The organism is Flavobacterium sp. CAU 1735 (genome assembly GCF_039888695.1).
GTDB lineage: Bacteria > Bacteroidota > Bacteroidia > Flavobacteriales > Flavobacteriaceae > Flavobacterium.
The window spans coordinates 1-22,961 of record NZ_JBDQQQ010000002.1; the positions used below are offsets into that span (position 1 = coordinate 1).

21 protein-coding genes are annotated in these 22,961 nt (G+C 39.2%); 14 read left to right on the forward strand and 7 right to left on the reverse strand.

The genetic code is table 11. The features are described 5' to 3' along the window. Positions 1 to 232: 232 nt before the first annotated feature. Genes nth through AAFN64_RS07110 form a run of 4 tightly spaced genes read right to left on the reverse strand, consistent with a single transcriptional unit; the run spans position 233 to position 2,594 of the window. On the reverse strand, positions 233 to 874 hold the full coding sequence (gene nth, locus AAFN64_RS07095; RefSeq protein WP_347759925.1) for an endonuclease III: 642 nt from the start codon (positions 872 to 874) through the stop codon (positions 233 to 235). A gap of 2 nt (positions 875 to 876) precedes the next feature. After that, positions 877 to 1,269, reverse strand: coding sequence for a peptide-methionine (R)-S-oxide reductase MsrB (gene msrB / locus AAFN64_RS07100; RefSeq protein ID WP_347759926.1), 393 nt, complete (start codon positions 1,267 to 1,269; stop codon positions 877 to 879). After that, a complete protein-coding gene (gene msrB, locus AAFN64_RS07105) occupies positions 1,266 to 1,727 on the reverse strand; it encodes a peptide-methionine (R)-S-oxide reductase MsrB (RefSeq protein WP_347759927.1) in 462 nt (153 codons plus the stop codon). Before msrB (AAFN64_RS07105) ends, msrB (AAFN64_RS07100) begins: the two co-directional genes overlap by 4 nt. A 6-nt stretch (positions 1,728 to 1,733) precedes the next feature. Then, positions 1,734 to 2,594, reverse strand: coding sequence for an alpha/beta hydrolase (locus tag AAFN64_RS07110; protein ID WP_347759928.1), 861 nt, complete (start codon positions 2,592 to 2,594; stop codon positions 1,734 to 1,736). Positions 2,595 to 2,760: 166 nt separating this feature from the next. Here AAFN64_RS07110 and AAFN64_RS07115 point away from each other — a divergent pair, with 166 nt between their 5' ends. The 12 genes from AAFN64_RS07115 (at position 2,761) to AAFN64_RS07170 (ending at position 16,344) form a co-directional block, all read left to right on the forward strand. Next, positions 2,761 to 3,579: a M48 family metallopeptidase gene (locus AAFN64_RS07115; protein ID WP_300489038.1), complete on the forward strand. Its 819-nt coding sequence runs from the start codon at positions 2,761 to 2,763 to the stop codon at positions 3,577 to 3,579. 56 nt (positions 3,580 to 3,635) lie between these two features. Further along, positions 3,636 to 4,931, forward strand: a complete 1,296-nt coding sequence (locus AAFN64_RS07120) for an MFS transporter (protein ID WP_347759929.1) — start codon at positions 3,636 to 3,638, stop codon at positions 4,929 to 4,931. Positions 4,932 to 4,979: 48 nt separating this feature from the next. Further along, entirely contained in the window at positions 4,980 to 5,570 is a 591-nt protein-coding gene (locus AAFN64_RS07125; protein WP_347759930.1) for a lipocalin family protein, read from the forward strand. A 149-nt stretch (positions 5,571 to 5,719) separates the two neighbouring features. Further along, positions 5,720 to 6,496, forward strand: a complete 777-nt coding sequence (locus AAFN64_RS07130; protein WP_300489046.1) for a hypothetical protein — start codon at positions 5,720 to 5,722, stop codon at positions 6,494 to 6,496. 177 nt (positions 6,497 to 6,673) lie between these two features. Continuing rightward, on the forward strand, positions 6,674 to 9,133 hold the full coding sequence (gene lon / locus AAFN64_RS07135) for an endopeptidase La (RefSeq protein WP_347759931.1): 2,460 nt from the start codon (positions 6,674 to 6,676) through the stop codon (positions 9,131 to 9,133). A 138-nt stretch (positions 9,134 to 9,271) separates the two neighbouring features. Beyond that, positions 9,272 to 10,291: a type IX secretion system protein PorQ gene (gene porQ, locus AAFN64_RS07140; RefSeq protein ID WP_300488265.1), complete on the forward strand. Its 1,020-nt coding sequence runs from the start codon at positions 9,272 to 9,274 to the stop codon at positions 10,289 to 10,291. Positions 10,292 to 10,303: 12 nt separating this feature from the next. Then, positions 10,304 to 10,990, forward strand: a complete 687-nt coding sequence (gene cmk / locus AAFN64_RS07145; protein ID WP_300488262.1) for a (d)CMP kinase — start codon at positions 10,304 to 10,306, stop codon at positions 10,988 to 10,990. 139 nt (positions 10,991 to 11,129) lie between these two features. Further along, positions 11,130 to 12,506, forward strand: coding sequence for a nucleoside permease (locus AAFN64_RS07150; RefSeq protein ID WP_300488259.1), 1,377 nt, complete (start codon positions 11,130 to 11,132; stop codon positions 12,504 to 12,506). Between the two features lie 246 nt (positions 12,507 to 12,752). Beyond that, positions 12,753 to 14,516, forward strand: a complete 1,764-nt coding sequence (gene rpsA, locus AAFN64_RS07155) for a 30S ribosomal protein S1 (protein ID WP_136401172.1) — start codon at positions 12,753 to 12,755, stop codon at positions 14,514 to 14,516. A 160-nt stretch (positions 14,517 to 14,676) separates the two neighbouring features. After that, positions 14,677 to 15,243 carry a fasciclin domain-containing protein gene (locus AAFN64_RS07160; protein ID WP_347759932.1) on the forward strand — a complete coding sequence of 189 codons (567 nt, stop codon included), beginning with the start codon at positions 14,677 to 14,679 and terminating at the stop codon, positions 15,241 to 15,243. A gap of 246 nt (positions 15,244 to 15,489) precedes the next feature. After that, positions 15,490 to 15,876 (forward strand): hypothetical protein, encoded by a 387-nt coding sequence (locus tag AAFN64_RS07165; protein WP_347069912.1) that lies wholly within the window; start codon positions 15,490 to 15,492, stop codon positions 15,874 to 15,876. A 9-nt stretch (positions 15,877 to 15,885) separates the two neighbouring features. Continuing rightward, a complete protein-coding gene (locus AAFN64_RS07170; protein ID WP_347759933.1) occupies positions 15,886 to 16,344 on the forward strand; it encodes an HAD domain-containing protein in 459 nt (152 codons plus the stop codon). A gap of 60 nt (positions 16,345 to 16,404) precedes the next feature. On the opposite strand, the gene pheT is transcribed toward AAFN64_RS07170, so the two are convergent. Next, positions 16,405 to 18,831, reverse strand: coding sequence for a phenylalanine--tRNA ligase subunit beta (gene pheT / locus AAFN64_RS07175; RefSeq protein WP_347759934.1), 2,427 nt, complete (start codon positions 18,829 to 18,831; stop codon positions 16,405 to 16,407). 252 nt (positions 18,832 to 19,083) lie between these two features. On the opposite strand from pheT, the gene AAFN64_RS07180 reads away from it, so the two are divergent. Both AAFN64_RS07180 and AAFN64_RS07185 read left to right on the forward strand, forming a co-directional pair. Then, positions 19,084 to 20,589 carry an aldehyde dehydrogenase family protein gene (locus tag AAFN64_RS07180; RefSeq protein WP_347759935.1) on the forward strand — a complete coding sequence of 502 codons (1,506 nt, stop codon included), beginning with the start codon at positions 19,084 to 19,086 and terminating at the stop codon, positions 20,587 to 20,589. 83 nt (positions 20,590 to 20,672) lie between these two features. Beyond that, the gene (locus AAFN64_RS07185) at positions 20,673 to 21,050 is read left to right on the forward strand and encodes a DUF779 domain-containing protein (protein WP_347759936.1); all 378 of its coding nucleotides are present in this window, start codon (positions 20,673 to 20,675) and stop codon (positions 21,048 to 21,050) included. Here AAFN64_RS07185 and AAFN64_RS07190 read toward each other — a convergent pair whose 3' ends face one another. Both AAFN64_RS07190 and AAFN64_RS07195 read right to left on the reverse strand, forming a co-directional pair. Then, on the reverse strand, positions 21,051 to 21,968 hold the full coding sequence (locus AAFN64_RS07190; RefSeq protein ID WP_300485105.1) for an AraC family transcriptional regulator N-terminal domain-containing protein: 918 nt from the start codon (positions 21,966 to 21,968) through the stop codon (positions 21,051 to 21,053). A 106-nt stretch (positions 21,969 to 22,074) separates the two neighbouring features. Continuing rightward, entirely contained in the window at positions 22,075 to 22,938 is an 864-nt protein-coding gene (locus AAFN64_RS07195) for a bestrophin family ion channel (protein ID WP_300485104.1), read from the reverse strand. Between the last annotated feature and the right edge of the window lie 23 nt (positions 22,939 to 22,961).

Here is a 22,961-nt window from a genome sequence, read left to right on the forward strand (position 1 = left end):
CCGAACAGAGAAGTTAAGCCCGCCTGCGCAGATGGTACTGCAATCCTGTGGGAGAGTATGTCGCCGCCTTTCTTTTGAAAACCCTATCCAAACGGATAGGGTTTTTTGTTTTATATAACTTTATAGATCTCTTCTACACCTGACAGGTTTACAAAACCTGTCAGGTGTTCCTGTTCCAAACAAAACATAAAAAAACCGGAGCTTGTCCGGTTTTTATTTTATTGAAAATCAATTAATTATTGTAATATAAGCAATGTTGGTGAATCGGACAAATAGTACATTTTGGATTGGTTGGGCGGCAGATTTCCCGTCCTAAAAACGAAATACACATTCCAATATCTTCCCAAATGTCACGTGGTAAAAGCTGCATTAATAATTTTTCAGCCTTATTACCATCCTGAGTAGCAGTAATTAAACCAATACGTGGCGCAACCCGTAAAACATGAAGGTCAACTACAATACCAACAGCTGGTCGAACCTGTAACTCCTTCATTATCACATTGGCCGATTTACGACCGATGCCTTTTAACTGGGTTAAAGCTTCCATTGTAAGCGGAATATTGGCATCCGATTTAAGCATTTGTGCGGTTTCCAGTATCCATCCGGCTTTCATCTGAAAATGACGAACACCGCTAATATATGGAAATAAATCCTCAAAAGTGGCCGAAACAAGGCTTTCAAAATTTGGAAAACGATTAAAAAGTGCCGGAGCAATTTTATTGATATTGGCATCGGAATCCTGAGCGGATAAGATCACCATGATCACTAATTGATACGGATTCTGATAGGCCAAAGGGTGTTTGCGATCCCGATATTGAACGACAATAGGATTTAATTTTTCCGACCAACTCACCGGATCACTAAACAAATCCATAATTAGTCTTCTTTAAAATCGATAGAAAGCGAATTAACACAATAACGAATACCGGTTGCAGTCGGACCATCGTTAAAAACATGACCCAAATGTCCGCCACAATTGGCACAAAGAATCTCGGTCCGGATCATACCGTGTGATAAATCCTGAATATATTCGACTTTTCCGGGAATGGACTCGTCAAAAGAAGGCCATCCGCAATGGGAATCAAACTTGGAATTGCTTTCAAAAAGCGGTTCGCCACAGGCACCACAACAATAGGTACCGTCTTGAAAATGAAGATTGTATTTGCCGGAATTAGGGAATTCAGTTCCTTTTTGACGTAGAATGCGATAACGCTCCAGGCCAAGTTCGGCTTTCCATTCTTCTTCGGTTTTGTTTATGGGATATTTCATTTTTTAGCAGGAATAAATTTGATAGATACAGAATTGGTACAAAAACGTTTGCCAGTAGTATTAGCCGGGCCATCATCAAAAACATGTCCCAAATGGCTACCACAGTTGGCGCACATAACCTCAGTACGTACCATTCCAAGGCTGGTATCCGTTTTATAAATCACCGATCCTTTTATGGCTTTGTCAAAAGATGGCCATCCGCAATCGGATTTAAACTTCGAATCGGAATTGAAAATTGTCGCACCACAAGCGGCACAAACATATTTTCCTTTATCATACGTATTCCAATATTTCCCGGTAAAGGCACGTTCGGTTCCTTTATTTCGCAATACTTCATATTCTTCTTTTGAAAGTTGCGCTTTCCACTCTTTGTCCGTTTTCTGAACTTTAAACTTCTGATTTTGACCAAAAGAGGCAAAACAACTGCACAAAACGATTAACAATACTAACTTTTTCATGTTGAATTAGGATATAAATTGAACAATCCGTCGGATTACTTTACTATCACCCAATATTTTGCGATGACCTAAACCGTTAGTAATCATAAGATCACCATTTTTTAAATGTTCGCGGATATGAAAAGCCGCTTTAACGGGAACGTCATCATCTATTTCGTCGTGGATCACCAATACTGGGATAGTAACAGTCTTTGCTGCTATATACGAAGAATAACTGTCCATGGTTTCTCCGAATTTCTTTTCGAATTTGGTTTTCATCCGTACACCGATTTCCGGTTTTAATCCCAGTTTTAAAATAAAATCCGAGATAATATCCGTCACGATATCACCGCTACCGATAATAATCGCTTTTTGTACGTTTAATTTTTGTTTAATCGCATTCATAACCGACATACCACCCAATGAATGACCTACAGCATATTCGAATGGGCCGTATTTCTTTTCAATTTCCAGTATAGCGGCTATAAATTCGGTCATATTACTGGTTTTTCCGGGGGCTTTTCCATGAGCCGGCGCATCAAAACTAAAGACTTGGTAGCCCATTTTCAGGAACTCGTCGGCAATTTTAACCAATTGTGTCCCGCGTCCGCTCCATCCGTGAACCAATAAGACTTTTTTGTCGCCGGTTCCATACTGATATAGCATCACTTTTTTCTGAATAGCGGGTATTTCCAACAATTCCTGTTGGCTGTTCCGATCCATTTCAAACTCTCTTTTCGGTATCTTATAACGAATAGGAGTGGTAAATAATTTCATCGCAAACTGCGTTGCCAATTCTGGAGAAATTTTTTCAAAAAGTCTCGCAGTAAATAGAATTACTTTGGGTATTTCCAGAGATTGCTGGTGTTTTGGTTTGTTTTCTTTCATTTCAGTATACTAAAACAGTTGCAAGTTAAGTTATAACTGTCGTTTTATTGATAAATTAATCTTAAAAAATCAGTCCGAAAAAAGGAAGTGATAAGACTATTTTGTTAGGATATTCATTACTAATTTATCAGGAATTACTAATTTTGTTACAATAAAATCACATCGTATGAAAAGGAATTATCGTTTGTTAGTAGCCGGTTTGTTGGTATTGGGAATTTCCTGTGCTAAAAACCCATTTACAGGAAAAAGTACATTGGCATTAGTGCCGGACAGTGAAATTTTCCCGTCGTCGTTTCAGCAATACAATCAGTTTCTAACTGAAAATAAAGTGATCAAAGGAACCAAGGATGCACAACGTGTTACGGATGTAGGGATGAAAATCAAAGCCGCTGCCGAAAAATGGTTAAATGCCAATGGCTATCAGGGCTATCTGAAAGATTACAAATGGGAATACAATCTGGTCGACAGTAAAGATGTGAACGCCTGGTGTATGCCCGGTGGGAAAATTGTTTTTTATACCGGTATCCTGCCGATTTGTAAAGACGATGCCGGAATGGCAACGGTAATGGGGCACGAAGTAGCGCACGCGTTGTTAAACCACGGACAACAACGAATGAGTGCCGGATTATTACAGCAATTGGGAGCTGCAGGAGTGAGTGCCGCGGTAGGCAATAAAAGTACACAAACCCAACAAATTGCGATGACGGCCTATGGAGCGACTACACAATATGGCGGAATGTTACCGTTTAGCCGTAGTCATGAAAGTGAAGCCGATAAAATTGGTCTGACATTAATGGCGATTGCCGGATATAATCCCGACACGGCTGTAGCGTTTTGGCAACGGATGGCGGCCAATTCCGGAGGACAGTCGCAACCGGAGTTTTTGAGTACGCACCCGAGTAATGAAACCCGTATTGCAGAGATCCGAAATCTGATTCCTCAGGCAAAAGCCGAAGCAAAAAAATTTGGTGTTGCTTTTAAATAAAAAAATATATTATCTTCGAAGCTGTTCAATTAGAACAGCTTTTTTTATACCTATTTATGAAACAACTTGAAAAAGGAAGTAAAAAATTATTAAATGCCTGGGCATTTTATGATTGGGCGAATTCCGTTTATGCGCTCGTAATTTCATCATCTATTTTTCCGCTGTATTACGGAGCTTTATTCCGTATAAAAGGCATCGAAGAAATCCCGCTTTTCGGACTATCGATTCGGAGTGAATCATTGATCAGCTATATAACGGCACTGGGCTTTTTATGTGTAGCGATATTGTCGCCGCTACTTTCCGGTATCGCGGATTATATGGGGAATAAAAAAACATTTTTAAAATTCTTCTGTTATATGGGAGGTTTGTCCTGTATGGGGCTATATTTCTTCTCCCTGGATAATATTATTTTCGGCTTGCTAACCTATATGCTGGCACTGATTGGTTTTTGGGGAAGTCTGGTATTTTACAATTCCTATCTCCCGGATATTGCTTTTCCGGAACAACAGGATAGTATTAGTGCCAAAGGTTACGGATTGGGTTATATCGGTAGTGTAATATTATTGATCATCAACCTTGTTATGGTGATGAAATACGAGATTTTCGGGTTTGAAAACCAACTTAAAGCCATGCAGTTTTCGTTTGTGATGGTCGGTTTATGGTGGATCGGATTCAGTCAGTATACCTATCGTTACCTTCCGGATTATAAAAATGGAAAAAAGATCAAAGGCCAGATTATTTTCAATGGTTTTAAAGAACTGCAAAAAGTTTGGAGTCAGTTAAAGGAAATCAAACCGTTACGCCGCTATTTGGGAGCCTTTTTCGTGTATAGTATGGCGGTACAAACAGTGATGATCATCGCAGCTTATTTCGGCGAACAGGAAGTGGAGTGGGGAAGTGATGAAAAACGAACCATGGGATTGATCGTGAGCATCTTATTGATTCAGTTAATCGCAGTATTTGGTGCGGTTATGACTTCAAAAGCCTCGGCTAAATTTGGAAATATTAAAGTTTTGATGGTGATCAACTTCCTATGGATTTTGATCTGTATCTATGCCTATTTTGTCGTAACGCCAAATGAATTTTATATCGCTGCCGGTTGTGTTGGTTTGGTAATGGGTGGAATACAGGCGTTATCGCGATCGACCTATTCCAAGTTTATTCCGAAAACACAGGATACGACGTCCTTTTTTAGTTTTTATGATGTTGCCGAAAAAATCGGTATTGTGATTGGAATGTTTTTATATGGCTATATCGCCGATATCACCGGAAAGATGCAAAATGCCATTTTGTTTTTGATAATTTTCTTTGTGGCAGGATTATTGTTATTAACCCGGGTACCAAGAGAATAAAAATCAAATTATTACGTTACATTATTAACCCAACAAGATTAACCCCACATGAAACAAATCAAAACTATTGGTCTTATGCTCCTGTTCACGGGAGGACTATTATTAACAAGCTGTGAAACGGAACCCGTTGATGCGAGTTTACTAACAAATACCGGAAATACCGGTGGAAATAATGGCGGTAACAACGGAGGTAATAACGGCGGTGGTACAGCTACCAATGTTATAGGAACCTATAAAATGACCGCTTTTAATACTTCGGTTCCAACTGACCTTAACGGTGATGGAACGCCTTCGACCAACCAGATGAACGAAACAAGTTGTTTTAACAACACTTTGTTAGTATTAAGTGCTAATCATACGTTTACCGCTACGGGAAGCTCACTCGAAATTACGACAGACGGAACCAATACGGTACTGGATTGTACCGAAGATCCAAGTTATGGCGGAACATGGACGTTGTCCGGGAATACGTTAACCTTGACGTATACCGATGAAGGAGAAACGTATTCAGACCAATATACCGTTATCGGAAATACGTTGAAAATTTCCATAGAGGAAGGATCGATAGTAGGGGCAGGTTCTGGAGGTGAACCCGCTTACCTAACGGCTAACATTGATATTATTTTTACCAAACAATAATTGACATCAAGAGATTTGAAAAAGCTGCCTTCGGGCGGCTTTTTTTATAACAAATCATTTGTTTTTTCTAAATATATTCACTCGGATACTATGTTAAAATGTTAAAAATAAAATTATATTTGGGACGTTTTTTAACTAACTCATCCACTATGAAGAAAATTACTTTTTTAACCACAATTTTGTTGGTATTTACGGCTTTTACTTTTGTATCCTGTGAAGTAGAATCGATCGATCCGGCTTTGGGTACTAACGGAACCAATAATAATGGCGGAAACACGGGAGGCGGAAATACAGGTGGTGGTAATACCGGCGGTAACGGCGGAACATCTTCCGGTGATTATTGGCCAACAGCCATTAATAATATCTGGAATTATGATCAGAACGGAACTGCGGTTAACATGAAAATCATCGGAACCGATAATATAAACGGAGCGACCTACTATAAGTTTTCACCACAATCCGGATTTTTCGAAGGGAATGGTGCTACTGATGTGACGACCTGGATTCGTAAAAATGGAGGGAACTATATCATGAAAATGGGGGATCTGAATATTAATGCCGGAGGATTAACAGGGACACAAACCGGATATGAAATGATTCTGTTTAAAGATAATATTGCTGTAAACGCAACATGGACGGGGTCTTATACGCAAACAACAACCTATAGCGTATTACCAACCAGCATTGTGATGACAACAAATTATACCGGAAAAATTCTGGAAAAAGACGCTGCTGTAACGGTTAATGGAGTAGCGTATACCAACGTAATTAAAATGAATTTACGTCAGGTCGTATCTGTAATGGGAGCGAATACCATTAGCGATACTGAATATTGGTTTGCAAAAGACATCGGACCGATTCGCGTTGTAACGAACACTGAAGGAAATACTTTTGAGACGGCTATAACCAGTTATACCTTAAATTAAAACAAAATACAACAATACTAAGCCCGGTTGTTACCGGGTTTTTTTATGGCATAAAGATTGATTTATTAGAGTAGCGGTATAGGCGATATGCCAAAGAACCGTTAATTATCAAGGTAATAGCAATAAAGACTTTTATCTTGCAGTACTATTTAATGACAAAATGACTTAAAAAAAACTATGTCAAATCAAAAGATACTCACATTAGACAATTTGTCACTTCATGAAATCGATACCGATGCGGAATTAATCCCTTTAATGACGCCGGAAGACGAGGAAGAAATGAATAACGAAGTGCTTCCGGACGATCTGGCCATTTTGCCTTTGCGCAATACGGTGTTGTTTCCGGGTGTTGTAATCCCAATTACAGCCGGAAGAGATAAATCGATTAAACTGATCAACGATGCGAATGCCGCCGGTAAAATTATCGGGGTAGTGGCACAAAAAGATGAAAACGTTGAAGAGCCAACTGCGGCCGATATTAATACAATTGGTACCGTAGCCCGTATTTTACGGGTGTTGAAAATGCCGGATGGAAATACTACGGTAATCCTTCAGGGGAAAAAGCGCTTTGAGATCGATCAGATCACAACCGAAGAGCCGTATTTAAAGGCTACGGTTAAAGAAGTGCCGGAAAAAAGACCATCGGATAATGACGAAGAATTCAACGCTATTATCGATTCCATAAAGGAACTGGCAATCCAGATCATTAAAGAAAGTCCAAATATTCCTACGGAAGCAACTTTCGCGATTAAAAATATCGAAAGCAAATCCTTTCTGGTTAATTTCGTTTCCTCGAATATGAACCTGATGGTTCCTGAAAAACAGGGACTTCTGGCGATTAATGACCTGACAGATCGAGCGCTGGAAACCTTGCGTTATATGAACCTGGAATTGCAGAAGTTGGAGCTGAAAAACGATATTCAGTCCAAAGTGCGTTTTGATCTTGATCAGCAACAACGGGAATACTTCCTGCAACAGCAGATGAAAACCATTCAGGAAGAATTGGGGGGTGTTTCCTATGAAGAGGAAATCGAAGAAATGCGTCAGAAGGCCAAATCTAAAAAATGGGACGATAAAATAAAAGCCCATTTTGAAAAGGAACTGGCGAAAATGCAACGGATGAATCCGCAAGTGGCCGAATTTTCAATTCAACGGAACTACCTGGAATTGTTTTTAGAATTGCCTTGGAATAATTTTTCCAAAGATAAATTCGATTTAAAACAAGCACAGAAAATATTGGATCGCGACCATTTCGGACTGGATGATGTTAAAAAACGAATCATCGAACATTTGGCCGTATTAAAACTGCGTAACGATATGAAATCGCCGATTTTGTGTTTGTACGGACCTCCGGGTGTCGGAAAAACATCGATCGGAAAATCGGTAGCCGAAGCATTGGGAAGAGAATACGTTCGTATTTCCCTGGGTGGATTACGCGATGAAGCCGAAATCCGCGGACACCGTAAAACCTATATCGGAGCGATGCCGGGACGTATCATTCAGAGTCTTAAAAAAGCGGGAACATCCAATCCGGTATTTGTACTGGATGAAATCGATAAATTGTCAAGCAGTCATAACGGCGATCCGTCATCGGCCCTATTGGAAGTATTGGATCCGGAACAAAATTCCGATTTCTACGATAATTTCCTTGAAATGGGATATGACTTATCAAAAGTGATGTTTATTGCAACATCCAATAATATGTCGTCGATACAACCGGCTTTACGCGATCGTATGGAAGTGATCAATATGACAGGCTATACGATTGAAGAAAAAATAGAGATTGCCAAACAACATTTGGTTCCAAAACAATTAAAAGAACACGGACTAACGACTAAAGATCTTTCGATTGGAAAAAAACAAATCGAAAAGATTGTGGTGGGGTATACCCGTGAATCCGGAGTGCGAGGATTGGAAAAACAGATTGCAGCGATGGTGCGAAATGCAGCCAAATCGATTGCAATGGAAGAAGAGTACAATGTTAAGGTAACCGATGAAGATGTTATTAAAGTATTGGGTGCTCCGAAAATGGAACGCGACAAATACGAAAATAACGAAACGGCTGGCGTGGTAACCGGATTGGCGTGGACTAGTGTTGGTGGTGATATCCTGTTTATCGAATCGATTATTTCCAAAGGAAAAGGAAATATGACGATGACCGGTAATCTGGGAACGGTTATGAAAGAATCGGCAACCATTGCGCTGGAATATATCAAATCGAATGCCGAACAATTGGGTATTAATCCGGAAGTGATTGCGAATTATAACGTACATATTCACGTACCGGAAGGCGCAACGCCAAAAGACGGACCAAGTGCCGGTGTAGCGATGTTAACCTCACTGGTGTCCAGTTTTACCCAAAGAAGGGTCAAAAAGAGTCTGGCGATGACTGGTGAAATTACCTTACGCGGAAAAGTATTACCGGTTGGCGGTATCAAAGAAAAAATTCTGGCGGCTAAAAGAGCCAATATCAAAGAGATCATCCTGTGTCATGAAAATAAAAGGGATGTCGATGAAATCAAACCGGAATATCTGGAAGGATTAACCTTCCATTATGTAAAAGAAATGAGTGAAGTGTTGGAAATCGCGATAACAGATCAAAAGGCAAAACATGCCAAAAAGCTGATCGCCGAATAAAAACCGCAAACGAATTATAAAAAAGGCATAAGTCGCGCGAATCGGCTTATGCCTTTTGTCTTTTATTTTTTACTGTAAATAAAAAAATAATATCTTCGCATTTGCGTTATATAATTTCAGAAACGACCACCATAAACAATGGCAAAAAAAATACTGACTTCATTTTTTCTAATCCTGACAGCTCTATCCTATGGGCAGATTGGTGGAAAATATACCTATCAGTTTCTGAATTTAGTGACATCACCCCGTCAGGCAGCGCTGGGAGGGAAAACCGTTACGATTTATGACAACGATGTAAACCAGGCTATTTATAATCCCGCTACGATTAATGTGGAAATGGATAACCATCTTTCGGTTAACTATGGTAGTTACTACGGAGAAGTGACCTATGGTACGGCGGCCTATGCCTATACCTGGGATCGTCACGTGCAAACCTTTCATGCCGGCGTTAACTATGTAAATTATGGTACTTTTGAAGGATATGATGAAACCGGAAACCGGACTTCCGATTTTACCGGTAGCGAAATCGCTCTGTCCTTCGGGTATGCGTATAATATTCCGTGGACCGATATTCATATCGGAGCCAATGCCAAACTGATCTCATCCACTCTGGAAAGTTATAACTCTTTTGGAGCCGCGGTCGATCTGGGTGCTATTTATGTAGACGAAGATAATGATATTAACATCGGTCTGGCGGTGCGAAATGTAGGAACGCAGATTACCACCTATGCCGGTTTACAAGAAAAACTACCGTTGGAAATCATCGCCGGAATTTCGCAGCAAATGGAAAATGTGCCCATCCGTTGGCACCTGACACTTGAAAACCTGCAACAATGGAATATCGCTTTTTCCAATCCGAACCGGGCTGAAAGTAGCATCGACGGAGAAGTACAGGAAGAAAAAGTGTCCTTTATAAATAATGCCATGCGCCACGTAATCTTGGGCGCGGAATTATTTCCGGGGAAAAGCCTTAATTTCCGCCTGGGCTATAACTTCAGGAGAGGAGAAGAACTTTCGATAACCGATCAACGTACCTTTGCCGGAATTTCTGCCGGTTTCGGATTGCGTTTCAATACCGTAAAATTTGACTATTCCTATTCACGCTATACTTCGGCGGGGAATACCAGTCTTTTTGGACTTACAATTAACTTACAATAAAATACAAACGTTTTGAAAAAAATTACCATAGCAATAGATGGGTTCTCATCCACGGGGAAAAGCACGCTGGCCAAACAACTGGCGAAAGAACTGGGATATGTTTATGTGGATACGGGAGCAATGTACCGCGCGGTAACCTTATTTGCCATGCAACAGGGATTAATTTCCGATAGCCATTTCGATAAAGAACAACTCATTGCCGCTTTACCGCAAATTAGTCTGCAGTTTCAGTTTAATCCGCAATTGGGGTTTGCCGAAATGTACCTAAACGGTCAGAATGTGGAAACCGAAATCCGTACACTGGAAGTTTCACAACAGGTAAGCCGGATTGCCGAGGTATCGGAAGTACGTGCAAAACTGGTCGAGCAACAACAGAAAATGGGTGCCGATAAAGGTATTGTAATGGATGGGCGCGATATCGGAACGGTTGTATTTCCGGAAGCCGAATTAAAAATCTTTATGACCGCCAGTCCGGAAACCCGCGCACAACGTCGTTTTGATGAATTAACGGGTAAAGGGCAACAGGTTACGTATGAGGATGTATTGCAAAATGTAGTGGGACGTGACAAAATCGATACGAGTAGAGACGATTCCCCGTTGGTAAAAGCCAATGATGCGTATGAAGTAGATAATTCCAATTTAAGTCGGGAAGAACAATTTGCGTTAGTGTTAAAACTGGCGACCGAAAAAGGATCCTGATCAAATTAAAAATAAAATCCAGAATAGGATGCGGTTCGTTTTATAACGCATTTTATTTTGGATTTCCTGTTTTTATTAATAGATTTACCAGCTTTTTTAAAAATTAAAACGAATCTAATACACAAAATTACACCACATAATGACTATAAAAAATCGTCTTATCCTGATGAACTTCTTCCAATTCTTTGTTTGGGGGGCGTGGCTTATCACCATAGCAAATTATTGGTTTGGAACTAAAAACTGGGAGGGAACCCAATTTGGTCTGGTTTTCGGGACCATGGGAATTGCTTCTTTATTTATGCCAACACTAACCGGTATCATCGCCGACAGATGGGTGAATGCCGAAAGATTATACGGGATATTGCACATATTATACGCCGGAGTATTGTTTTCGTTACCACAGGTAGCCACACCGACAACTTTTATTTATGTGATGCTTTTGGCGATGTGTTTTTACATGCCAACCATTTCGTTATCCAATTCCATTTCCTATACGGCCTTAAAGCAAAATAGCAATGATGTGGTAAAAGATTTCCCGCCCATCCGTGTTTTCGGAACGATTGGATTTATCGTAGCGATGTGGATTACCAATCTTACCGGAAATAAAGCAACCGAATACCAGTTTTATATCGCCGGAATTGCAGCATTAATCCTGGGATTATACGCTTTTACATTACCAAAGTGTAAGCCGCAACGTTTGATTAGTGAGAATGCTTCTTTGGCAGAAACCTTAGGATTGGAAGCGTTTAAATTGTTTGCCAATTATAAAATGGCACTTTTCTTTGTTTTCTCCATGTTTTTGGGTGGCGCTTTACAGTTGACCAATGCGTATGGGGATGTATTTTTAGATGAATTCAAACATTTTCCAAAATATGCCAATTCGTTTGTAGTGGAATATTCTACTATAATCATGTCGATTTCGCAGATATCGGAAACCTTATTTATTTTGGCGATTCCGTTTTTCCTAAAACGATTCGGAATCAAACAGGTAATGTTGATCAGTATGTTGGCCTGGGTATTGCGTTTTGGATTATTTGCTTTTGGTGATCCGGTAACCGGTTTGTGGATGATTGTAATGTCGTGTATCGTTTACGGTATGGCATTTGACTTCTTTAATATTTCGGGATCGCTATTTGTAGAAACCAACACCAGTGCTAAAAACCGTTCGTCGGCTCAGGGATTGTTTATGATGATGACCAATGGATTTGGAGCGGTATTGGGTAGTTTTACTTCCGGATGGGCGATTGATAAATATTTTACCAAATCGTTTTCAAACACAACAGAACTGGCAACCTATTTACAAACGGAACCAACCAACGGATTAATGAATGAATTTGTAAAAGGACACGGCGTGGAAATTTCGGCTGACGGACTTTTCAGTAATCCGATCTTTATGAAAGATTGGCATCATATCTGGCTGACATTTGCAGCCTACGCTCTGATCATCGCCATTGCTTTCGCCTTGATGTTTAAACACAAACACGATCCGAAAGACGTGGAAAATATAGTACATTAATAAAGAACCGGTGAAAAGCCGGTTTTTTTGTATCCGTTTCCGAGAAAAAGATTTTAAATACGATGGTAAGCTGTTGTTTTGGAACGGAATAAAGTTTTGTAAATCAAAAAAATAGTATTACCTTTGCACACCTTTTGGCGAAGACGAGTTTCCTTTAGGTATCAACAATTTATGTAAAACACTTCTGTTGTTTTCGATCGCATTAAGAAACTCAGGAAAACACAGAATACAAATTTTTTATCAGACATGTCTGAACAAACAAAAACACAAGACGAGTTTTTAGCGAATTTTAACTGGCATAACTTCGAAGAAGGTATCGATGCTGTTGACGAAAAAAACTTACAAGAATTTGAAGATTTAGTAGCAAAAACTTTTATCTCTACTGACGCTGAGGAAGTAGTAGAAGGAGTAGTAGTAAGAATTACTGAAAGAGATGCTATCGTTGACATCAACGCTAAATCTGAGGGTGTAATTTCATTAAATGAATTCCGTTACAACCCGAACTTAAAAGTAGGTGACAAAGTAGAAGTATTGATTGACGTTCGTGAAGACAAATCAGGTCAGTTAGTATTATCTCACAAAAAAGCACGTACAATCAAAGCTTGGGACAGAGTTATCGCTGCTAACGAATCAGGTGAAATTGTTAACGGTTTCGTTAAATGTAGAACTAAAGGTGGTATGATCGTTGACGTATTCGGAATCGAGGCATTCTTACCAGGTTCTCAAATCGACGTGAAACCAATCCGTGACTACGATCAGTATGTGAACAAAACAATGGAATTCAAAGTTGTTAAAATTAACCACGAATTCAAAAACGTTGTTGTATCGCACAAAGCGCTTATCGAAGCAGATATCGAAGTACAGAAAAAAGAAATTATCGGTCAGTTAGAAAAAGGACAGGTGTTAGAAGGAGTTGTGAAAAACATCACTTCTTACGGTGTATTCATTGACTTAGGAGGTGTAGACGGATTAATCCACATCACTGACTTATCTTGGAGCCGTATCAACCACCCAAGTGAAGTATTGGAATTAGACCAGAAATTAAACGTTGTAATCCTTGATTTCGATGATGAGAAAACAAGAATTCAATTAGGTTTAAAACAATTAAACGCGCACCCATGGGATGCTTTAAATCCAAACTTACAAGTTGGAGATAAAGTTAAAGGTAAAGTAGTTGTAATCGCTGATTACGGTGCATTTATCGAAGTTGCAGAAGGTGTTGAAGGTTTAATCCACGTTTCTGAAATGTCTTGGTCTACACACTTACGTTCGGCTCAGGACTTCGTAAAAGTTGGAGATGAGGTAGAAGCTGTAATCCTTACATTAGACAGAGAAGACAGAAAAATGTCTTTAGGTATCAAACAATTATCGCAAGATCCTTGGACTGATATTACTTCTAAATACCCTGTAGGTTCTAAACACACAGGAATCGTTAGAAACTTCACTAACTTCGGTATTTTCGTAGAGTTAGAAGAAGGAATCGACGGATTAGTATATATCTCTGACCTTTCTTGGACTAAGAAAATCAAACACCCATCTGAATTTGTTAACGTAGGTGATAAATTAGATGTAGTAGTATTAGAATTGGATGTTGAAGGACGTAAATTATCTTTAGGTCACAAACAAACAACTGCTAATCCTTGGGATCAGTATGAGGATGCTTTCGCTGTTGGAACAATCCACAACGGAACAATCTCTGAAATCGTTGACAAAGGAGCTACTGTAGAATTCGGTGATGATATCGTTGCTTTCATTCCTACACGTCACTTAGAAAAAGAAGACGGAAAGAAATTGAAAAAAGGTGATGTAGCTGATTTCAAAGTAATTGAATTCAACAAGGAATTCAAAAGAGTAGTAGCCTCTCACACTGCTATCTTCCGTGAAGAAGAAGAGAAAAATGTGAAAACTGCTGAAGCGACTATGACATCAACTAATAATGCTGAAAAAACAACATTAGGAGATATCGATGCATTAGCTGAATTAAAAGCTAAAATGGAAAAAGGAGAGTAATCCCTTATCTAAATAATACTTTTAAAAGTCCCGAGTAATCGGGACTTTTTTTGTTTTACTGCATTTGAAAAAAAAGTAGTTTAAGTTTTTTTTACCTTTTTTAAAACCATAGTTATAAAAGTTCCGTAAATGAGAATATAAACAATTAAAAAAATCATTTATGAAAACTTCAAAAATTTTATCCGTAGCTTTTGTGGCTTGCGCATTATTCTTCGGAACAGCATCTTTTGCACAAAAAGAAAAAACCGTAACAGTAGGAGGGGCTCCGATGTATCCTTCTAAAAATATTATCGAAAATGCAGTAAACTCAAAAGATCATACCACTTTGGTAGCGGCTGTAAAAGCGGCCGGATTAGTGGAAACATTAGAATCAAAAGGCCCTTTTACGGTATTTGCTCCAACCAATGCGGCTTTTGCCAAATTACCGAAAGGAACCGTGGAAACACTTTTAAAACCTGAAAATAAAAAACAGCTGCAAACCATTCTGACCTATCACGTTGTGGCGGGAAAAATGAATGCAGTTGATATTGATAAAGCGATTAAAGCCGGAAAAGGAAAAACCACACTTAAAACCGTTAGCGGCGGAACCTTAACTGCCTGGATGAAAGGAAAAGATCTGTATATAACCGATGAAAACGGTAAAAGTGCGAAAGTAACTATTGCCGATGTAAATCAGTCGAATGGAGTTATCCATGTTGTAGATGCGGTTTTATTACCGAAATCATAATAATTTCTGTTGCAAATTAATGTTGCCCTGATTCGCTTTTATGTATAAAAGCATCCTCCAGAAATTGAAAGTCCCGAGTAAATCGGGACTTTCTTATTTTGGATTGGAAATAAAAATAGCTGAATTGGGATGGAAATGTCTTGTTTTGGTGGTGATTGTTTGGTAGGTAATGGACTTGACTTCAATAATTTATTTGTAAATTAGTGTATCTGTGCCCATAAAATAAGTTTTCGCCAAAAGAAGAGTATGAATTGTCAGAAAAATGAAGAACTTGATATTTTTGCAGTAAAAGCGTTTATACAGAATTCATGTCATGAATATGTTACAACACATCAGGTCGTGTGTTTTGCTATAATTAAGCGTATCTACCGACGGGTTTTGGCAGGATATCGATTTGGATCGATTAAAGTGAACAACGGAGCGTTAATAACCGATGGAAATCACCGTTATATTGCTTATAAATTAGCCGGTATTGGAATAGATACTATTAAATCCGGTTGTTCTTTTTCGGATATAAGGCGGTCATTTAAAGATATAAAAATCGATACAAAAGAAGATTGGGATTACAATTGTCCGTATAACAGAAAGTATTGTGATGATGATTTTCTTTCCGATTTTGAAAAAATAATATAGAATACTAAAATGAAAATTTTTCTGGACATCGACGGGGTAATGGTACATGCGAATCCGCAAAGAAAAGTGGATATGGCACAGGATGGTTTTTATCAATTCAATACAATAGCAGTTGCGATATTAAATGAGATTATCGGTAAAGTAAAAAAAGTAGAATTGATTTTATCGACGTCGCATCGCTTTCGTTTCCCCATTTTAGAATGGATAGAAATCTTTAAAAGAAGAAAGATATATGCCGATACGATTTCTATTTTAGATATTCCGCAGGAAGAAAGATTTTCAAGAAAAACCGAGATTGTGAATTGGATGGATAAATGTAAATATAGTCCGGAAGAAGTTCTTATTATTGACGATGACAAATCGTTAAACGGATTGCCTCAGAATTTAAAAGAAAGACTATTACTCACCAACCCTTATATCGGTTTAAATAGCGCCAGTTACAGTGATTTGGACAGAATTCTAAAATAAATACCGAGCTATAAATAAAAAGTCCCGAATAAATCGGGACTTTCATTTTATTGGTAGTTCTTATCGCAAAGTAGCACCCAATTCCTTTTCGAAATTGGCTTGCAATTTTTGCATAATCTTATCGATCTGAACATCGGTTAAGGTTTTGGAGTTATCCTGAATCGTAAAGCTCACGGCGTAGGATTTTTTACCTTCCGGTAAGTTATTCCCTTCGTATACGTCAAATAAATTAACGTCTTTTAAAAGCGATTTTTCAGTCTGCTTGGCAATTGTCAGGATTTGATCAAAAGCAACGGACTGATCTAATAATAATGCTAAATCACGACGTACTTCCGGATATTTCGGGATTTCCACAAATTTGATTTTAGTGGAAAGTAATTTTAAAATAGCACTCCAGTTAAAATCGGCAAATAAAACCTCCTGTTTAATGTCGAAATGCTTTAAAATCGATTTTTTAATGGTACCCAATTCTACGATAATATCTTTTCCAACCGATAGTGCGGTGCCTTCTGCAAAAATATCATTATCCAAAGGTTGTGTTGTGGTTTTCTCAATTCCTAAACGGGAAAGAATACCGGTTATATAGCCTTTAAATAAGAAGAAATCCGAAGGTTGTTGCGGAGTGATCCAACTTTCCATTAATCGGTTTCCGGTAACAAACAGGGTTAAGTGTTTGTTTTCTTCATAACCGGACGGTAACTTATGATAGCTTTTTCCGAATTCAAATAATTTAAGGTCACTTCGTTTTCTGTTGATGTTAAAAGAAATGGCTTCCAATCCGCTGAAAAGTAACGACTGACGCATTGCCGACAAGTCATTACTCAAAGGATTCAACATTAATACATTAAATTCTTCTTTTAATTTTTCAGACAATTTCACATATTCCGGAGACGTTAGTGAATTGGCCATCATTTCATTAAAACCTTGCGAAACCAATTGGTTGGCAATAATATTCTGAACTTTATAATCTTCCGTACGTGACGAATTCGAAATTGAAGCGTTTAATTTTGGTGTAAAATTGATGTTGTTGTAACCGTAAACCCGTAGGATTTCCTCAATTACATCAATCTCACGTTGTACATCCACACGGTAGGCAGGAATCGTCAATCCTAAACCGGCATCCGATACGCTGTTTACTTTAATGTCAAGTGAAACCAGGATTTTTTTGATAGTTTCCTTGGATAATTCCTGTCCGATGATTTTGGTTACGTTGTTAAAGTTTAACAACACTGAAAAATCTTCGATCTTTTTCGGATACAGGTCAATGACATCGGAAGTGATTTCACCACCGGCAACTTCCTGAATCAATAAAGCAGCACGTTTTAAGGCGTATTCCGTAATCGTAGGATCGATACCTCTTTCAAAACGGAACGATGCGTCAGTGCTTAACGTATGGCGTTTCGCTGTTTTACGTACCGATATCGGGTTAAAATAAGCGCTTTCCAGGAAAATAGCAGTTGTATTTTCACTTACACCAGAATTCTTACCGCCAAATACACCGGCAATACACATTGGTCCGTTATCATCACAAATCATTAAATCTTCTTCATGTAACGTACGCTCCACATCGTCAAGTGTAACGAATTTAGTACCGGCTGCAACCGTTTTTACGGTTACTTTACCGCCTTTGATCTTCGCAGCGTCAAAAGCATGTAACGGCTGACCCAATTCGTGTAATACATAATTGGTAACGTCAACGATATTGTTTTTCGGAGTTAATCCGATTGCTTTTAAACGGTTTTGTAACCATGATGGCGACGGTTTTACCGTGATACCGGAAATGGTAACCCCGCAATAACGCGGTGCCAGTTTATTGTCTTCGACTTTAATGTCGATTTTTAAGGTACGTTTTTCAACTTTAAATTTACTTACAGAAGGTGTGATCAATTCCGTATGAGTGATGTTTTTCTGGATCAACCCGGCTCTAAGGTCACGGGCAACACCCAAATGACTCATGGCATCGGCACGGTTTGGTGTTAATCCGATTTCGAAAACTTCATCTGTTTCAATATTAAAAACTTTAGAAGCCGGTGTACCCGGTTTTAACTCCTCAGCAAGGATCATGATTCCGTCGTGGCCTTCGCCTAAACCTAATTCATCCTCGGCACAAATCATACCGTGACTTTCCTCACCGCGAATTTTTCCTTTTTTAATTTCGAAAGCGACATCTTCTTTGTCGTATAATTTGGTTCCGATGGTGGCTACGGCAACTTTTTGTCCGGCAGCAACATTCGGCGCACCACATACAATCTGTACCGGAGTACCTTCACCCAGATCAACGGTAGTTACCCGTAATCGGTCGGCATTTGGATGCGGAATGCAAGTCAGTACATGACCTACAACAACACCTTCAAGTCCTCCTTTTAAACTTTCATACTTATCCACGCCTTCCACTTCCAGACCTAGGTCTGTTAGTAAAGCAGCAGTGTCTTCAGAATTCCAATCTAATTTTATGAATTGTTTTAACCAATTGTATGATATACGCATTGCAGTAAAATTTAAGGATGCAAATATAAGTATTGTCGGGCGTAGAATAAAGAAAAGTTGCGCTTTTTTAAACCGGATTACATCTTTTTTAGATTGAGGATTGTTTGTGAAATAGCAGGATTTACAAGGGAATGTTTAAAAAATTAAAACAAAAAAAATACAACTGAAAAAAATATGCTATTGATTGAAAGAATAATGCTATTTTACTGCTTGCAGAGCCCGTAAATTTGAATAAATACAAAAAACAATTTTATGAGCAATGTAATTCAAAGACCACAATTTAAAGAAAAATATGATAATTTCATCGGAGGTAAATTTGTTCCTCCGGTAAAAGGTGAATACTTCGACAATGTATCCCCGATTGACGGAAAAGTATTTGCTAAAGCGGCCCGATCGACCAAAGAAGATATCGATCTGGCACTTGATGCAGCCCACGAAGCTTTTAAAACCTGGGGAAAAGCATCGCCAGCCTATAGAAGTCTGGTGTTAAATAAAATCGCCGATGTTATGGAAGCCAATCTGGAATATCTGGCTACCGTAGAAACAATTGATAATGGTAAAGCGGTTCGCGAAACCCTGGCGGCCGATTTGCCTCTTTGTATTGATCACTTTCGCTATTTTGCCGGTGTAATCCGCGCAGAAGAAGGAACGATATCCGAACACGATGAAAATACCGTAAGTATTTGCCTGCACGAACCAATAGGGGTTGTCGGACAAATTATTCCGTGGAATTTCCCATTGTTAATGGCTACCTGGAAAATCGCGCCGGCTATTGCGGCAGGTAACTGTACCGTTGTAAAAGCAGCGGAGCAAACTCCGGTTTCGATTTTGGTATTAATGGATCTGATTAAAGATGTCGTACCACCGGGAGTGATCAATATTGTAAACGGATTCGGAATTGAAGCCGGAAAGCCATTGGCTACTTCGCCTCGTATTGCGAAAGTATCTTTTACCGGAGAAACGACGACAGGTCGATTGATCATGCAATATGCGGCAGAAAACATCATCCCGTCGACGATGGAGTTAGGAGGGAAATCACCGAATATTTTCTTTAAATCCGTAGCCGATGCTGATGATGCCTTTTTCGATAAAGCGGTTGAAGGCGCGGTGATGTTTGCGTTAAATCAGGGTGAAATTTGTACGTGTCCGTCGCGTATGCTGGTACACGAAGATATCTACGATCGTTTTATGGCGAAAGTAATTGAAAGAGTAAAAGCGATTAAAATTGGTCATCCATTGGATAAAACTGTGATGATGGGAGCACAAGCCTCAAATGATCAATATGAAAAAATCCAGTCGTACCTGAAAATCGGAAAAGAAGAAGGTGCGGAAGTACTGGTTGGTGGTAATAGTAATCAGTTGGAAGGAGAGCTTTCCGGAGGGTATTATATCGAACCAACCGTTTTTAAAGGAACCAATAAAATGCGAATCTTCCAGGAAGAGATCTTTGGTCCGGTAGTTTGTGTAACGACATTTAAAACTACAGAAGAGGCTATTGCTATTGCCAACGATACGTTATACGGATTAGGTGCCGGTGTCTGGACACGTGATGCGCACGAGCTGTATCAGGTTCCGAGAGCGATTCAGGCCGGAAGAGTTTGGGTGAATAATTATCATGCGTATCCGGCTCATGCACCGTTTGGAGGCTATAAAAAATCCGGATTCGGAAGAGAAAACCACAAAATGATGCTGGAGCATTACCGTCAAACTAAAAATATGCTGATTTCATATGACAAAAATAAACTAGGATTCTTTTAATTTTTTTTCAAAAACAAATACCCCCATTAGGTTTCCCCAATGCCCGGCAGGAGTTATCTTGTCGGGTTTTTAAAAATAATAAAATGGTAGCACGAATTGATATAACAGAAGCGGCAATAGCTTTAATAGAAGAATTAAAATCCCGTAACGGTGATCTGATGTTTCATCAGAGTGGTGGCTGTTGCGACGGATCACAACCGATGTGTTTTCCGGAAGGAGAATTTAAACTGGGCTATAGCGATGTTTGTCTTGGTGAAGTAGCTGGATGTCCGTTTTGGATGAGTAAAGACCAGTTTGAATACTGGCAACATACACATTTAACGTTGGATGTGGTTGTAGGACGCGGTGCGAGTTTTTCACTGGAAATCCCGTATGGCAAACGGTTTATTATTCATTCCCGTTTATTTACGGATGAAGAGCGCGCCAATCTGGAACCGTTGCGTTATAAAGAGGATGAATAGTTAGCTGATATAAAGAAGTTGGTATTGTTTTGGAGTGATCCCTTCGTATTTTTTAAACAGTCGGATAAAATAATTGCAATCTTCAAATCCGGATTGGAAACAAACTTCGTTGATTTGCAACGACGGGTTTTTTAATAATTGTTTGGCCTGTTTAATCTTTTCGGTCAGGATAAACTCGATCGGACTCATGCCTAGTTCGCGTTTAAAAAAGCGATAAAAAGAAGTCGTACTCATACAGGCTTTATCGCTTAAATCTTTTAAGTTGATATTACCCTGAAGGTTTTTTCGGATGTATTCCACTACAGGAACAATAGGACTGTTGTTGTTTAGAAAAGTGTTGGTGTCGATCGCTTTTGCTGTTTGTGTCTGAATAATACGAATGAGTAGTTCCTGTAACGTCAGATCGGCCAGGGCATCTTTGGTTATCGAAGTACTCATACATTCCTTAATCAGTTTGCTAATAGTCGTGGCCAGTTCGATATTATTATAAAAGAAATAATTTTCGTGATCCAGTTTCCAGAAATCACCGTCTTTGGGATACCGTTCGTTTAGGAACTGCAACGTCTCGTTAATTTTTGCCTGATCAATAGCCAATGCCAGACATTGTGTCGGGTTGTTTGGAGACGCTTCGGGGAAATCAATTTTCATTTCCACATTGGAAGGAACCACTACGGTTTCGCCCGGTAAGTATACAAATCCGGGTTCGTCAAACAGATGCATTACTTTTTTACCACGCAGCATACTGGTAACCACCAAGTCGTTAAACTTTAACGGAACCATCTCGGTGGTTTTATAGGTTTCGAAAATATTTAACTCGCAGTTGTTTAAGGAGTAAATGGTTCTGTTCTCAACTAAAGTCTTAAGTGACTTTTCCTGAGTCAAACGCGGTGTTGGTAATAAGGATCTGGACAAACTCATCGGGATTCTTTTCAAAATAAACATTCCGTTTGCCTGAAAAAACAAGCTAATAAATTTACTGAAAATATCCCGATACGAAAAAATAGTTGTCGAAATTAACGTTCTTTTATAGAATTTCCTCCACGTGGATTTTAATATTGCTGGCGATTTTGGCCGTAGGTAAATCGTTGGCATCATCCCCAAACGGATCTTCAATTTCTTCGGCAATCAATTCCAGACTGGCCAATACGTAAAAAATAAAAACCACCACGGGAACGACATAATAACCAAGGCTAAATACATAGCCAAACGGAAGTGTCATCACGTAGAAAAAGATAAACTTTTTGATAAAAGCACTGTACGAATAGGGAATAGGCGTGTTTTTGATCCGTTCGCAGGCACCGCAGATTTCGGTAAACGATTGGATTTCGCTGTTTAGGATGATTAACTGGTCACCGGTGATCTTTTTGGAATCGTACAACTCGTTGATTTTATTAAAAAGCATACGGGCTACCTGATTCGGTTTGTGTTTGTTGTGATCCAGGCTGAGGTCGAAATCATCGGCCAGTTGTTTACCGGTATCGGCATTCTTTAAATGGCGGTTTAAAATAGAGGCATAACCCGGTATCATTGTACGAAAGTAGTTGCGGTCGCGTTCGTCTTTTAACATCGCAGCCAACTTTATAGATAAATTCCGACTATTGTTGACCAATCCGCCCCATAATTTTCGTCCTTCCCACCAACGATCGTAGGCAGTATTGGTACGATAGGCCAGTAATAAGGAAATTACAAAGCCCAACATATTATGCATTATGGTGACGTTCTTGACATGACTGCTCTCTGTGAGTTTCCAGTATTCCATTTCGAGGTAACCGACACCCGCGGAGTAAAGTCCAATGGTGATCATCATAGGGATTAACTGGCGAAAGGTGTCCGCTTTATGAAAACGGAAAATAAATGTAATCCAGTCTTTAGGATTGTAGGCTACCATATGTTTATTTATTTGTAATACAC

Coding starts and splice junctions, on each gene's coding strand:
- nth (WP_347759925.1), bottom strand. CDS start 874: ATGGATTTGTTTAGTGATCCGGTGAGTTGGTCGGAAAAATTAAATCCT.
- msrB (WP_347759926.1), bottom strand. CDS start 1,269: ATGAAATATCCCATAAACAAAACCGAAGAAGAATGGAAAGCCGAACTT.
- msrB (WP_347759927.1), bottom strand. CDS start 1,727: ATGAAAAAGTTAGTATTGTTAATCGTTTTGTGCAGTTGTTTTGCCTCT.
- AAFN64_RS07110 (WP_347759928.1), bottom strand. CDS start 2,594: ATGAAAGAAAACAAACCAAAACACCAGCAATCTCTGGAAATACCCAAA.
- AAFN64_RS07115 (WP_300489038.1), top strand. CDS start 2,761: ATGAAAAGGAATTATCGTTTGTTAGTAGCCGGTTTGTTGGTATTGGGA.
- AAFN64_RS07120 (WP_347759929.1), top strand. CDS start 3,636: ATGAAACAACTTGAAAAAGGAAGTAAAAAATTATTAAATGCCTGGGCA.
- AAFN64_RS07125 (WP_347759930.1), top strand. CDS start 4,980: ATGAAACAAATCAAAACTATTGGTCTTATGCTCCTGTTCACGGGAGGA.
- AAFN64_RS07130 (WP_300489046.1), top strand. CDS start 5,720: ATGAAGAAAATTACTTTTTTAACCACAATTTTGTTGGTATTTACGGCT.
- lon (WP_347759931.1), top strand. CDS start 6,674: ATGTCAAATCAAAAGATACTCACATTAGACAATTTGTCACTTCATGAA.
- porQ (WP_300488265.1), top strand. CDS start 9,272: ATGGCAAAAAAAATACTGACTTCATTTTTTCTAATCCTGACAGCTCTA.
- AAFN64_RS07150 (WP_300488259.1), top strand. CDS start 11,130: ATGACTATAAAAAATCGTCTTATCCTGATGAACTTCTTCCAATTCTTT.
- rpsA (WP_136401172.1), top strand. CDS start 12,753: ATGTCTGAACAAACAAAAACACAAGACGAGTTTTTAGCGAATTTTAAC.
- AAFN64_RS07160 (WP_347759932.1), top strand. CDS start 14,677: ATGAAAACTTCAAAAATTTTATCCGTAGCTTTTGTGGCTTGCGCATTA.
- AAFN64_RS07165 (WP_347069912.1), top strand. CDS start 15,490: ATGAATTGTCAGAAAAATGAAGAACTTGATATTTTTGCAGTAAAAGCG.
- AAFN64_RS07170 (WP_347759933.1), top strand. CDS start 15,886: ATGAAAATTTTTCTGGACATCGACGGGGTAATGGTACATGCGAATCCG.
- pheT (WP_347759934.1), bottom strand. CDS start 18,831: ATGCGTATATCATACAATTGGTTAAAACAATTCATAAAATTAGATTGG.
- AAFN64_RS07180 (WP_347759935.1), top strand. CDS start 19,084: ATGAGCAATGTAATTCAAAGACCACAATTTAAAGAAAAATATGATAAT.
- AAFN64_RS07185 (WP_347759936.1), top strand. CDS start 20,673: ATGGTAGCACGAATTGATATAACAGAAGCGGCAATAGCTTTAATAGAA.
- AAFN64_RS07190 (WP_300485105.1), bottom strand. CDS start 21,968: ATGAGTTTGTCCAGATCCTTATTACCAACACCGCGTTTGACTCAGGAA.
- AAFN64_RS07195 (WP_300485104.1), bottom strand. CDS start 22,938: ATGGTAGCCTACAATCCTAAAGACTGGATTACATTTATTTTCCGTTTT.